The organism is Streptomyces lunalinharesii, from assembly GCF_039532155.1.
Taxonomy (GTDB): domain Bacteria; phylum Actinomycetota; class Actinomycetes; order Streptomycetales; family Streptomycetaceae; genus Streptomyces; species Streptomyces lunalinharesii.
The window spans coordinates 389,150-400,982 of record NZ_BAAARK010000005.1; the positions used below are offsets into that span (position 1 = coordinate 389,150).

Annotated in this window: 12 protein-coding genes and 1 tRNA gene; 7 read left to right on the forward strand and 6 right to left on the reverse strand. The window is 73.3% G+C overall.

Annotated features, from left to right (window positions below):
- Positions 1-37: 37 nt before the first annotated feature.
- Positions 38-1,621 carry a PP2C family protein-serine/threonine phosphatase gene (locus ABD385_RS11250; protein WP_344574982.1) on the reverse strand — a complete coding sequence of 528 codons (1,584 nt, stop codon included), beginning with the start codon at positions 1,619-1,621 and terminating at the stop codon, positions 38-40.
- Between the two features lie 748 nt (positions 1,622-2,369).
- On the opposite strand from ABD385_RS11250, the gene ABD385_RS11255 reads away from it, so the two are divergent.
- Positions 2,370-3,080: a bifunctional DNA primase/polymerase gene (locus tag ABD385_RS11255; RefSeq protein ID WP_344574983.1), complete on the forward strand. Its 711-nt coding sequence runs from the start codon at positions 2,370-2,372 to the stop codon at positions 3,078-3,080.
- Positions 3,081-3,313: 233 nt separating this feature from the next.
- Complete coding sequence (locus ABD385_RS11260; protein ID WP_344574984.1) at positions 3,314-3,880, forward strand: hypothetical protein; 567 nt, start codon at positions 3,314-3,316, stop codon at positions 3,878-3,880.
- Between the two features lie 235 nt (positions 3,881-4,115).
- Here the strand turns inward: ABD385_RS11260 and ABD385_RS11265 are convergent, their stop codons facing one another.
- Positions 4,116-5,084: a DUF5926 family protein gene (locus ABD385_RS11265; protein ID WP_344574985.1), complete on the reverse strand. Its 969-nt coding sequence runs from the start codon at positions 5,082-5,084 to the stop codon at positions 4,116-4,118.
- A gap of 137 nt (positions 5,085-5,221) precedes the next feature.
- Complete coding sequence (locus tag ABD385_RS11270; RefSeq protein WP_425585383.1) at positions 5,222-5,956, reverse strand: ATP-binding protein; 735 nt, start codon at positions 5,954-5,956, stop codon at positions 5,222-5,224.
- On the opposite strand from ABD385_RS11270, the gene ABD385_RS11275 reads away from it, so the two are divergent.
- Positions 5,913-6,038, forward strand: a complete 126-nt coding sequence (locus tag ABD385_RS11275) for a hypothetical protein (RefSeq protein WP_312636285.1) — start codon at positions 5,913-5,915, stop codon at positions 6,036-6,038. The two genes, ABD385_RS11270 and ABD385_RS11275, sit on opposite strands and share 44 nt — an antisense overlap.
- A gap of 58 nt (positions 6,039-6,096) precedes the next feature.
- Here the strand turns inward: ABD385_RS11275 and ABD385_RS11280 are convergent, their stop codons facing one another.
- Positions 6,097-6,972, reverse strand: a complete 876-nt coding sequence (locus ABD385_RS11280; protein WP_344574986.1) for a glycerophosphodiester phosphodiesterase family protein — start codon at positions 6,970-6,972, stop codon at positions 6,097-6,099.
- A 396-nt stretch (positions 6,973-7,368) separates the two neighbouring features.
- On the opposite strand from ABD385_RS11280, the gene ABD385_RS11285 reads away from it, so the two are divergent.
- On the forward strand, positions 7,369-8,853 hold the full coding sequence (locus ABD385_RS11285) for a S1C family serine protease (protein ID WP_344574987.1): 1,485 nt from the start codon (positions 7,369-7,371) through the stop codon (positions 8,851-8,853).
- A gap of 44 nt (positions 8,854-8,897) precedes the next feature.
- Positions 8,898-8,984, forward strand: a tRNA-Ser gene (locus ABD385_RS11290).
- Positions 8,985-9,053: 69 nt separating this feature from the next.
- On the opposite strand, the gene ABD385_RS11295 is transcribed toward ABD385_RS11290, so the two are convergent.
- Both ABD385_RS11295 and ABD385_RS11300 read right to left on the reverse strand, forming a co-directional pair.
- Complete coding sequence (locus tag ABD385_RS11295) at positions 9,054-9,428, reverse strand: hypothetical protein (protein WP_344574988.1); 375 nt, start codon at positions 9,426-9,428, stop codon at positions 9,054-9,056.
- A gap of 91 nt (positions 9,429-9,519) precedes the next feature.
- Positions 9,520-10,038 (reverse strand): MarR family winged helix-turn-helix transcriptional regulator, encoded by a 519-nt coding sequence (locus tag ABD385_RS11300; RefSeq protein ID WP_344574989.1) that lies wholly within the window; start codon positions 10,036-10,038, stop codon positions 9,520-9,522.
- A gap of 41 nt (positions 10,039-10,079) precedes the next feature.
- Here ABD385_RS11300 and ABD385_RS11305 point away from each other — a divergent pair, with 41 nt between their 5' ends.
- Entirely contained in the window at positions 10,080-11,012 is a 933-nt protein-coding gene (locus ABD385_RS11305; RefSeq protein ID WP_344574991.1) for a DMT family transporter, read from the forward strand.
- A 36-nt stretch (positions 11,013-11,048) separates the two neighbouring features.
- Positions 11,049-11,813, forward strand: coding sequence for a class I SAM-dependent methyltransferase (locus ABD385_RS11310; protein WP_344574993.1), 765 nt, complete (start codon positions 11,049-11,051; stop codon positions 11,811-11,813).
- The last annotated feature ends 20 nt before the right edge of the window (positions 11,814-11,833 follow it).

Consider the following 11,833-nt stretch of genomic DNA (forward strand, 5'->3'; position numbering starts at 1 on the left):
GCCGCCGTGCTCACCCCTCTGACCTGCGGTGACGCCGTTACTCCTCGAAGTACGCCGCGAGCAGAACCACATCCTCCTCGGAGGTCGCGTCGTCCAGCCCCTGCGGCAGCATGGCCCGTACGACGTGGCCCACCACCGCCTCCGGGTCGTGCCGGTCGGCCCGGGGGACGCCGGCGGCCGCGGAGTGCAGCCGGGCGAACGCCCGGTCCATCGGCTCGCCGGTGCGGTGCAGCAGCCCGTCGCTGTACAGGAGCACCGTCTCGCCGGGGGCCGGCTCGATCTCCACGCTGGGCGCCTCCCAACAGGCGAGCATGCCCAGCGGCGCGGACAGCGAGGTCTCCACGAACTCCGCCCGCAGGTCGCCGAGGACCAGCGGCGGGCAGTGGCCGGCCCCGGCCAGCACCATCTTGCGCGGCGCCGGGCCGCGGAGCCCGGCCGGCACCGGGGGCCCGCCCGGACCGCCCGGCGGCGGCTCGGTGAAGGCGAACAGCGCGGTGGCGCTCCGGGCCGGCTCGGTCAGCCGCATCAGCAGTTCGAGGTCGGAGAGGACCGCGACCGGGTCCTCGCCCTCCATGACGGCGTAGGCCCGCAGCGAGGCCCGCAGCCGCCCCATGGCGGCCACCGCGCTCGGCCCGGAACCGGTGACCGATCCCACCGCCAGGCCCAGCGCGCCGTCCGGCAGCGGCAGCGCGTCGTACCAGTCGCCGCCGCCGCGCGGCCCGGTGGCGTGCCGCACCGCGAGCCGGACGCCGGGGATCCGCGGCAGCCGGCGGGGCAGCAGTTCGTCGCGGAGGGTCCGGGCGGCCTGCCGGCTGCGGTGGAGTTCGAGCAGCCGGGCGAGGTGTTCGGCGGCGTGCGCGCGGTAGAGGCCGACGAGGTGGCGCCGCCGGTCGCCGGGCTCGGCCGGTTCGTCGTACAGCCAGACCGCGGCGCCCAGCCGACCCACGGGGCCGGCGGTGAGCGGCACGGCGTAGCTGGCGGCGTAGCCGAGGCGGGCGGCGACCTCGCGCAGCCGCGGGTCGAGGTCCTTCTCCCCGGGGATGTCCGGTTCGACGATCTCGGTGCGGGCCTCGGCCTCGGCGCCGTCGCCCGCGCCGGGCTCGGGGAGGCCGTCCAGTAGCCGCGCGTACGACAGGGCGCGGCGCGGCACGGTCTCCAGATGGCCGATCTCGGCGTGGCCCAGGCCCAGTCCGACGGTGGTCTCCGGGCCGAGCCCGTCCTGCGGAGCCAGCACGACCAGTCCGCGCCGGGCGCCGACGAGGAAGGCGCCGGCCCGCAGGAGTTCGCGCAGCGCGTCGTCCAAGGTGCGGGTGCGGGCGAGCCGTTCGGTGAGGTCGTGCAGGGTGCTGAGGTCGGAGATCCAGCCCGCCAGCCGGTCCTGGACGGCGGCGATCCGGTCGACGGGGGAGGGGACGTCGGGGGCGTCGGGGCGGGCACCGCCCTGGTCGGTTCCGGCGGTGCCGGACGGGCCGTCAACGGAGGCGTCGGAGGCGGGGCCGGTGGGATCGGCTGGATCGGCGGGATCGTTGGGAGAGGCCGTCACACGAGGGCCGGCAGTGTGCGCCGGACCGGGAAGCGCTGGTTCGATTCCAGCCACTTTCGGGACGTGGGGGGCGCTCATGGCCGACGACCTACGAAGCGACCGAAAAAATCCCAGTTCAGGCCGCGATGTGACGGGGAGTGCGGCTTTTTGTTGAGTGATGTTGTGCGGTCGTGCGGTCCGCTCAATGTCCTCAATAGCATCGCAAACCCCCATGTCATGCTGCTCCGCTATCAATGCCTCCACATGTACACGCACCAGCAATGTGATGTCCAGCACTGTCCCCTTGGGGTTTGTGGTGTCAGCGAGGTCTGTAGATTGGCCTGAAAAAAGCCCACCGGGCGTCAATTTGAGGTCTGCTGGCGGCGATCAGCAGCGCGTCATATCCACCGTGGCGGGTACGTACTCGGATAGGTGCGGGGGCAGTTGGAGCCGCACCGGAACTCTCCGGCCGGCACCAGCGTCCTATACGGCGACCACCGCGACGCACTCCCCAGTGGCGGGAAGGCACCACCGGAAGCGCAAGCGCCATGCGCGCGCCACCCTCCGCCACGTTCCACGCCCGGTGTACGGCGTGATGCGCTGCCTCGTACACGCGGTGACCCGATCGCCACGTGTGGTGATCGAGCGCGAACGGCCTCCGGGTCGCACCATCAGGCCGGCCGGCCGAACCGCACGACCGGGCCGCAGCACCACCCGCACCACTCCGTACCGGCCCGGAACAGCACAACGGCAATTGCGAAACGGCACGCACCTACGGTGTGTCCAGCTCATCGGTGTGCAGTGCGAAGGACCAATCCCTCGGCGTAACGGAAAGGAACGAGCGCTCATGCGCGAGATCCTCGGAAGGCGACGCAAGCCCCTGTTCCGGCGCAGCGGGAGGTCGGCGCTCCTCGGTGCGGCGCTCCACTGCGCCACCGAGTGGCAGTGGCCCGTCCTCCCGGGCGTCGGGCTGCGACCCGCCGGGCGGCAGCAGGCGGGCGGGCGGCTCGGCCTCGGCGAGCGGGCCCCCCGCCGCTGCAACTGCCCCGACGCCGACTGCGTGGTGCCGGGGGCGCACCCCTTCGACCCTGCAGTGCTGGCGGCCACCACCGACGCCCGCATGGTGCGGTGGTGGTGGACCAACCGCCCGGACGCGCCGGTGGTCCTGGCGACCGGCGGCCGGGCGCCCTGCGCGGTGAGCCTGCCGGCCGTCGCGGGGGCCCGGGCGCTGGCCGCGCTGGACCACTTCGGCGTCCGCACCGGACCCGTGGTGGCCACCCCGACCCGCTGGTCGCTGCTCGTAGCGCCGTACGACCTTGCGGAGTTGGGCGAACTGCTGAGCTCCCGGGACTGGGTGCCGAGTTCGCTGCGCTTCCACAGCGAGGGCGGCTACCTCGTGCTGCCGCCGTCGCCGACCGGCGCCGGCAAGGTCCGCTGGGAGCGCCCGCCGGCCAGCACCCAGGCCGCCCCCTGGCTGCCGAAGGTGGCCACGATCGTCGACGCGCTGGTGACGGCGAGCACCAGCACCCCCGACGGCGGCAGCCGGCTCGCCTACTGAGCACCGCCGCGCACCACCGCACCGCGTGCCTCCACGGGTGGCCGGAAACGCGCAGTTCCGGTTCACCCGTAAGGGTATGAGCTGTCCCGATTCCTCCGGGAATCGCGGTTGGGGGCACCCGGTGCCGCCCCGATGGCCCGATAGGTTCGAGGCGCACCGCCCGCCGCGCCGCGGGCGGCACCTTCCCCGTGCCACACCTCCGGCATACCTCGCCATCTCCGCAAGTGGGTTCCATGCAGCGTGCGCGGATTCTCCGCCTGATCGGGCTCGCCGGCACCGCCGTGCTCGCCCTCGCCGTCCCCCTGGCCGCCGCGACGGCCGGGCCGGCGGACAGCCTCCTCCCGCCGGTGGTCCCGGACGCCGGCCGCGACCCCCATTCGTCCGGCCCGTCGGCCGCGTCCGGCGACCCGCTCACCGAGTTGACCCGCCCCCTCCTGGCCCAGGGCCGCACCACCCACTGCGGCCCCGAACTCACCGCCCGCCCGGGGATCACGGCCCAGACCTGCGTCCTGGTCGAGGCCGGCCGCACCTGGGCGCGGACCTTCTTCCACAACTCCACGGGTGAACCGCTGCGCGCCGCGTTGACGCTGCTGCGTCCGGACGGCCGGAGCGTCCAGGCGAACTGCGCGGTACCGGCGGACGGGGCGCCCGGGGTGTGCGAGACGCCGGCCGGGCCCACGGCGCGCGGGGCGCGGCTGCCGTACGGCGCGGTGGCGGAGTTCTCGGACCTGGCGGGGGAGCGGCTGCTGTTGCGCTCGGGAGGCAACTGGACGCCGGACGGCGGGAGTTCGGGGCGCTGAGGGCCCGGCCGTGCGAGGGCGTGCGCCCGGAGCCGGCCGTGCGCCGTCCGGGCATGGAAACGCCCGGTCGCTGGCGACGGGGGATGCACCAGCGACCGGGCTCCTAGAACCGTAACAAGAGATCGGCGGTTCGCAAATTCGATCGTGGAATTCCGGACGCGGATTTACCGGCAAGTACGGGCAGTTGCCGGGGCCTGTGACGGTTCTCACGTCCGTGATCGAACCGGCCGGGCGATCAGCTCAGGGTGATCTGACGGTTGGTGAGCCCGCCGCGGGCCCGGCGCTCCTCCGCGGTCAGCGGGGTGTCCGTGGCGAGCGCCTTGGCCAGCCGCTCGCCGAAGGCGGCGGCCGGGGCGGTGACCTCGTCGGCGCCCATCGACGACGGCAGGTCCCACACCGGGACGACCAGGCCGTGCGCCCGGAACGAGCCGACCAGGCGGGTGCCCTCGCCCAGCGACGAGGTGCCGGCGGCGTGCAGCCGGGCGAGCGCGTCGAGGAGCTGCTCCTCGGGGTGCGCGGTGACCCAGCGCAGGTGGTTCTTCTCCGGGGCCTCGCACCAGTACGCGCCCTCAAGGCCGGGGATCCGGGCGGTCGGGATCGCCGCGGCGTTGGCCCGCTCCAGGGAGGCGGCGACCTCGGCGGTGGCGTTCTCGGCGTTCTCCACCCAGAACTCGAAGCCGGTGTGGACGGTCGGCTCAAAAGGCGCGTCCGGGTCCAGCAGGTCCTGCAGCCGCGGCCCGTCGGCGGGGGCCCGCCCCGCGGCCACCGGGTGGCCGGGCTCGGTGGTCAGCGCCCGCTGGAGGGTGTCGGCGAGGTCCCGGCTGATGTCGCCGGACGAGGTGTCGTTCTGGAGGCCGAGCAGCACCGCCCCGTTGTCCCGGCGCAGCGCGGGCCAGGCCATCGGGAGCACGGTGGCCAGCGTCACCGACGGGACGCCCTCGGGCAGGCCGCCCTTGAGGGTCAACTCGGTGGTGGCGGCGGGCACCAGCTCGCGCAGCGCCACCCAGTCGCACTCGCCGGGCAGCCCCTCGAACGGACGCCGGACCAGCTCGGTGACGGCGTGCGCCGCCTCCCGGCCGTGGCATGCCTTGTAACGGCGGCCGGAACCACACGGACAGGGCTCGCGGGCGCCGACCACCGGCACCTCGGCGTCCTTGGTCTGTACTGCTGCGGCCCGGGGTTGGGGACGGCGCTTCTTGGCCATGGCGACGGTGTCTCCTGGTGGTTCCTCTGGTGCGGACGCGTTCCGGCGCGAGCCTAGAGGAGAGCGGCGCCCGCAAGCCCGCCAAACATCGCCGTCAGCGCGGCGGGACCCTCGGCACGGAGGGCGCGACGCCGGCGTCAGGGCAGGTCGTCGAGGTCCGCGAAGGTCAGACCGGACGCGCCGCGGCCCGGGCGGCGGCCGTGCTGCCCGGTGCGGGGCGGGGCGGCGCGCGGGACCTTCCGCAGGGAGAGCGGGAGCCCGGCCGTCAGGTCGGCCGGCAACTCGGGTGTGAGCTCGGCGGACAGATCCGCCGTCAGGTCAACGCGCGTAGCGAAGGCGCCCTGAAGCGAGAGGGCGGCCCAGACCGTCACCTCGCCGGGTGCGGTGTCGCGGACGCCCCAGTCCTTGGCGAGCGAGCGGATGATCGCCAGCCCACGCCCGCCGCGGGCGGTGACGGACGGAGTGGCCGGAACCGGACGGGTCGGGCCGCCACCGTCGGTGACCGCGACGACCAGGCGCCCCTGCCCGTCGATGCGCCAGGCGGCGCGCACGGTGGCGCCGGTGCCGACCGCGGGGGAACCGTCGCGGTCGGTGTCCAGGGCGCCGCCCCGGTCGGGTCCTGACGCGCCGTCGGGAACGCGCCCCGTTACGGAATCCGACGCGACGTCGTCGTATATCGGACGCGCATGGCGACACGAATTACTCAGGAGTTCCGAGAGGACCAGCACCGCATCATCGACGACACTGTCCTGAACTCCACTTGCCAACAGCTCTGCTCGCATGCGCCGCCTGGCCATGCCGACACCCACTGGACCATGAGGTACGGCCATGATCGACGACGTCGGCACCTCTTGTGCCACCACCAACGCCACCCCCGAGACCTCCTTTGCCCCACGCCACGGGATGGATGCCCCAATGGACTGGACCGGAAACCGGCCAACCGGCACACAGTGACGCACTCGACACCGTCACCTACGGGCCGAATGCGCCGGTGCACACCCTGTGATGAGCCTTACCTAAGGCCGAGTTGGGTTCGTACCTGCTTGGGGCGGTTCGTAATGATTGCGTCGACGCCGAGGTCCCGGCACATCGCCACGTCGTCCGTCTCGTTGACCGTCCAGACGTGCACCTGGTGGCCCGCCCGGTGCGCCTTGGCGACGTATTCCGGATGGGCGCGCAGGATCCGCACCCCGGGGCCGGCGATGCCCACCCCGGGCGGCAGCCGGCCGTCACGGTGGCGGGGGGTGAGGAACTGCATCAGGTAGACGCCCGGGATGCCCGGCGCCGCCGCCCGCACCCGGTGCAGGGAGCGGGCGGAGAAGCTCATGACGCGGACCGGGGGCGTCCAGTCGCGGGTGGCCGGTTTCGTGTGGCCGAAGCGGGCGAGCAACTCGACCAGCCGCTCCTCCACCTGTCCGGCCCAGCGGGTGGGGTGCTTCGTCTCGATGGCCAGCTCGACGCGGCGGTCCGCGTCCGCCACCAGCTCCAACAGCCGTTCCAGGGTCAGCACCGAGGTCCGTTCGGCGTTGCCTGGTTGCCAGTCCGGCTCCTCGTCGGCGTGCACCTCTCGCCCGCCGGTCCGCCGCGCGTCCTCCACGGCTTCCTTCCACGACCCGAAGTCCAGCGCGGCGAGATCGGCCAGCTCCAGTGCGGAGACCGCGCCGCGCCCGTTGGAGGTGCGGTTGACCCGCCGGTCGTGGACGCAGACCAGGTGCCCGTCCGCGGTCAGCCGGACGTCGCACTCCAGGGCGTCCGCCCCGTCCTCGATCGCCTTCCGGTAGGCGGCCAGGGTGTGCTCCGGCGCGTCGTCGGAGGCGCCGCGGTGGGCCACGACGGCGATGGCGGGACGACCCGGGCGGGCCTCCTCGGCGGGGCGTGGGTAGGTCACCGCGCCATCGTCCCATCCACCGTTCCGCGGCCGCCCGGGAGGCGATCACCGGCGCACCCGGTGCACCGCGCGCACCCGGCGCGCTCGTCGAGGAGGAGCGGTGCCTGTTATGTCGCATGCGCCGGGTACCCCGCGTCCGAGCCGCTTTGCTCATGAACGAGGTGAATAAGTCACAGGTTCGGCTTACGGTCCTCTGACGGGCCATGGGGAAGGCTGGGGGACGCTGGGCGGTGGCGGTCGGGCCGGGTCGGTGGACCACCGACGGGACGGTCGGGACTCGCCCGGAGCGGCAGGATCGCGGATGCTGGAGTACCGCGGGATCCCGGATGCCGGGAGACCCGGGATCCGGTCCCCGGGCCGGTACCGCCGTGAAGCAAGCTGACTGAGGAGAGAGCTGTGAGCACCGAGAACGAGGGAGCCGGCGTCCCGTCGGAGGCCAAGCCGCCGACCGGGCCGCAGCCGGACAGCGCCCCCGCGCCCGCCTCCGGCGACCCGACTCAGGCCGCGCCGGCCACGCCGCCCGCGGCGCCCCCGCCGCCGGACTACGCGCCGCGGCCCGCCGAGCCCGGCACCGCCGGCCCGGCCGAGCCCGACCGCACCCAGCCGCTCCCCCCGACCCCGGCCGCCCACCCGGAACAGCCCCCGGCCCCCTCCTCCCCGTACGCCGCGGCCGGACACGGTCCGGCCGGTGGGTGGGGTGCGCCCCCGCCCGGCGGCGGTGACCCCTGGGCGCCGCCCGGCCACCAGCCGCCCCCGAAGAAGCGCAACGGCGGCCTGATCGCCGCGGTGCTGGTCGCCGCGCTGGTCGCGGGCGGCGTCGGCGGCGGCATCGGCTACTGGGCCGCGGGCCGCAACGACACCGGCTCGACGACGGTCTCCGCCTCCGGCGACCCCGAGGCGCTGAACCGCAAGCCCACCTCCGTCTCCGGGATAGCGCAGCGGGCGCTGCCCAGCGTCGTCACCATCGAGGCGCAGGGCGCGAGCGGCGACGGCGGCACCGGCACCGGCTTCGTCTACGACAAGCAGGGCCACATCCTCACCAACAACCACGTGGTCGCCAGCGCGGCCGACGGCGGCCGGCTCACCGCGACGTTCTCCAACGGCAAGAAGTACGACGCCGAGGTCATCGGCCACGCCCAGGGCTACGACGTCGCCGTCATCAAGCTCAAGAACGCCTCCGGCGCCACGCTCAACCCGCTCCCGCTCGGCAAGTCCGCCAACGTCCAGGTCGGCGACGCCACGATCGCGATCGGCGCGCCCTTCGGCCTGTCCGGCACGGTCACCACCGGCATCATCAGCGCCAAGGACCGCCCGGTGGCCTCCAGCGACGGCGGCGGCAGCAGCGCCTCCTACATGAGCGCGCTCCAGACCGACGCGTCGATAAACCCCGGCAACTCCGGCGGCCCGCTGCTGGACGCCGGCGGCAACGTCATCGGCATCAACTCCGCGATCCAGTCCGCCGGGAACGGCGGCGGGATGGGCGGCGAATCCGGCCAGTCCGGCAGCATCGGCCTGGGCTTCGCGATCCCGATCGACCAGGCCAGGCGGGTGGCGGAGGACCTGATAAGGACCGGGCAGCCGGTCTACCCCCAGATAGGCGTCCAGGTCGGCATGCGGGAGTCCGGCGACGGCGCGACCATCGCCCAGACCGGCAACAACGGCAGCGAGCCGGTCACCCCGGGCGGTCCGGCCGACAAGGCGGGCCTGAAGCCCGGCGACACCATCACCAAGCTCGACGACACCGTCATCGACAGCGGCCCGACCCTCATCAGCGAGATCTGGCAGCACAAGCCCGGCGACCGTGTCACCCTCACGTACAAGCGGAGCGGCAAGGAGCACACCACCCAAGTCACCTTGGGACAGCGCACGGGCGACAAGTGACGCGCTAGTCTGATCCCCGCGACACCGCACGCGCGGTGCCGCGGGGAGGCTTGCCCGAGCGGCCTAAGGGAACAGTCTTGAAAACTGTCGTGGCGGCAACGCCACCGTGGGTTCAAATCCCACAGCCTCCGCAATGAGAAGGCCCCTGACCGGGAGGACCGGTTGGGGGTCTTCGGTGTTTCTGGGGTGGCCGGGTGGGGCTATTCGCCGAGGGCCTGGCGTTCTTCGGCGGCTTCGTCCTGGGCGTGGAGGTGTTTGAGGGCGGAGCGGGCGGCGGGGGTGTCGTCGCAGGTGGACCAGAAGGCGTGGGTGACGACGCTTTCGGCGAGGGCGAGTTGGCGGGTGCGCAACTCGGCGACCTGGGCCTGCTCCTCGTCGGACCAGCCCGGTGAGTCGGGGCGTGCGGCCTCGTGGAAGTGGCCGTTCTCCTTGGTGTGCGTCCAGCCGGGGAGGGGTTCGATCGACCACGGCAGGCGCTTGTAGAGGTCCGCGAGGGCGGACTGGACCTGATGCAGCTCCAGCTGTGCTTCCCGCAGGTCCTGGGGGAAGTCGTAGGTCTTCTGCTTGTCAGCCACAGAGGAAAGGGTACCGCTCACTCGTTCGATTCTGTGGGGTTGGCGCGGGTGCTGTGGGGGGATTCACCTGGTTGGCGGGGCGGGGGCGCGGCTACTGGCGCGGGGGTTCGACGCGGCTCAGCCAGGTGGTGAGGAGGGCTTCCAGGTGGGCGGCCTCGTCGGGGGCGAGGGCGTCGAGGAGGGTGCGCTCGTTGTGCATGTGGTCGGTGAAGGCCCGGTCGAAGAGGTCGCGGCCGGCGTCGGTCAGGGCGACCACCCGGCCGCGGCCGTCGGCGGTCGAGCGGCGGCGGGTGACCAGGCCGTCGCGTTCGAGGCGGTCGATCCGCTTGGTCATCGCGCCGGTGGTGACCATCGTGTGCGCGGCCAGTTCGCCGGGGGCCCGCTCGTAGGGTGCGCCGGCGCGGCGCAGGGCGGCCAGGACGTCGAACTCGCCCTCGCTGAGGCCGTATCGGCGGTAGACGAGGCAGAGGCGGTCGGTGAGGAGTGCGCCGAGGCGGTGCAGGCGGCCGATGACGCCCTGCGGGCGGACGTCGAGGTCGGGGCGTTCGCGGGCCCATTCGGCCTGGATGCGGGAGATGTGGTCGGGGGTGGTTGGCGGGATCTCGGGCATGGGGGGAGCGTATAGCTTCCAGGGAAGGTAGTTTACCTTCCATGGAAGGTACTTTGCGGTGGGGTGTGGTCACGGCCGTGGCGCCGGTGGCCTGGGGAGCCAACTACTACGTGACGCACGAGTTCCTGCCGGACGGCCATCCGCTGTACGGGGCGGCGATCCGGGCGTTGCCCGCCGGTCTGCTGCTGCTGGCGGTGGGGCGGCGGCTGCCGCGCGGGGCGTGGTGGTGGCGGTCGGTGGTGCTCGGCGTGCTCAACATGGGCGGGTTCTTCGCGCTGGTCTACGTGGCGGCGCAGCGGTTGCCGACGAGTCTGGCCTCGGTGGTGATGGCGCTGTCGCCGCTGGCCATGGCGTTGATCGCGTGGGGGCTGCTGGGCGAGCGGCCGCGGGCGGGGCATCTGGTCGGGGCGGCGGTGGGGGCCGGCGGGGTCGGGTTGATGCTGCTGACGGCGTCGATGGCGGTGGATCCGGTGGGGGTGCTGGCGTCGGTCGGGGCGATGGGGATGTCGTCGCTGGGCTACGTGCTGGCCAAACGGTGGAGTGCGGGCGACGACGGCGCCGAGGTGGACGTACTGGCCTCCACGGCATGGCAGTTGGTGGCGGGCGGGTTGTTGTTGCTGCCGTTCGCGGTGGTGGTGGAGGGCGCGCCACCGGTGCTCGACGGGCGGGCGTTGTGGGGGTTCGGCTACGTGACGGTGGTGGCGACGGCGGTGGCGTTCGCCACCTGGTTCGCCGGGTTGCGGCGGCTGCCGGCCGCGACGGTGGGGCTGATCGGACTGCTCAATCCGGTGACCGGGGTGTTGTTGGGCACGGCGCTTTCCGGGGAGGCGCTCGGCGGGCGGGAATGGTGCGGATTGCTGCTGGTGCTGGGCGGGGTGTTCTTGGGGCGGCCCGGTGGCAAAAGGGAAAAGGTCGGGGCGGCGGTAAAGGGACGTGGAATGCGGGGCCGGGTGGGCGTCGGCGGAGGGAAATAGCTGGCGGGGGCGGCTCGGGACGGTGAGGGTGGGGGTATGGAGCGTTCTTTTGAGGAATTGGTGGCGGAGGCCGCCGAGGTGTCGGTGGCCGGCTGGGACTTTTCCTGGCTGGCCGGGCGGGCCACCGAGCAACGGCCCTCGTGGGGCTATCAGCGGTTGATGGCGCAGCGACTGGCGGGGGCGTCGGCGGCGCTGGACGTGCAGACCGGGGGCGGCGAGGTGTTGGCCGGCGCGGGGACGTTCCCGCAGGTCATGGTGGCCACGGAAGCCTGGCCGCCGAACGTCGCGGAGGCGACCGCGCGGCTGCACCCGCTGGGCGCGGTGGTGGTGGCCGACGAGGACGAGCCGCCGTTGCCGTTCGGGGACGCGGCGTTCGACCTGGTGACGAGCCGGCATCCGGTGACGGTGTGGTGGGAGGAAATCGCCCGGGTGTTGCGGCCGGGCGGTACGTATTTCTCCCAACAGGTCGGTCCGGCCAGTGTGTTCGAGGTGGTGGAGTATTTCCTGGGGCCGCAGCCGGAGGAAGTGCGGCGTTCCCGGCACCCCGAGGACGCGCGGCGGGCGGCGGAAGCGGCGGGATTGGACGTCGTCGATCTGCGGTACGAAACGCTGCGCACCGCATTCTTCGACATCGGGGCCGTCGTGTACTTCCTGCGGAAGGTGGTGTGGATGGTGCCGGGATTCACCGTCGAGCAATACCGGGAAAGGTTGCGGGAGTTGGACGGGCTGATCCGTCGGGAGGGGGCGTTCGTGGCGCACACGACGCGGTTCCTGATCGAGGCGCGGAAGCCGGCCGCGTAGCCGGGCGGGCGGCCCCCGCG

Bases quoted from the DNA above. Each gene is read 5' to 3' on its own strand.
- ABD385_RS11250 (WP_344574982.1), bottom strand. From the start codon at position 1,621: ATGAGCGCCCCCCACGTCCCGAAAGTGGCTGGAATCGAACCAGCGCTT.
- ABD385_RS11255 (WP_344574983.1), top strand. From the start codon at position 2,370: ATGCGCGAGATCCTCGGAAGGCGACGCAAGCCCCTGTTCCGGCGCAGC.
- ABD385_RS11260 (WP_344574984.1), top strand. From the start codon at position 3,314: ATGCAGCGTGCGCGGATTCTCCGCCTGATCGGGCTCGCCGGCACCGCC.
- ABD385_RS11265 (WP_344574985.1), bottom strand. From the start codon at position 5,084: ATGGCCAAGAAGCGCCGTCCCCAACCCCGGGCCGCAGCAGTACAGACC.
- ABD385_RS11275 (WP_312636285.1), top strand. From the start codon at position 5,913: ATGATCGACGACGTCGGCACCTCTTGTGCCACCACCAACGCCACCCCC.
- ABD385_RS11300 (WP_344574989.1), bottom strand. From the start codon at position 10,038: ATGCCCGAGATCCCGCCAACCACCCCCGACCACATCTCCCGCATCCAG.
- ABD385_RS11305 (WP_344574991.1), top strand. From the start codon at position 10,080: ATGGAAGGTACTTTGCGGTGGGGTGTGGTCACGGCCGTGGCGCCGGTG.
- ABD385_RS11310 (WP_344574993.1), top strand. From the start codon at position 11,049: ATGGAGCGTTCTTTTGAGGAATTGGTGGCGGAGGCCGCCGAGGTGTCG.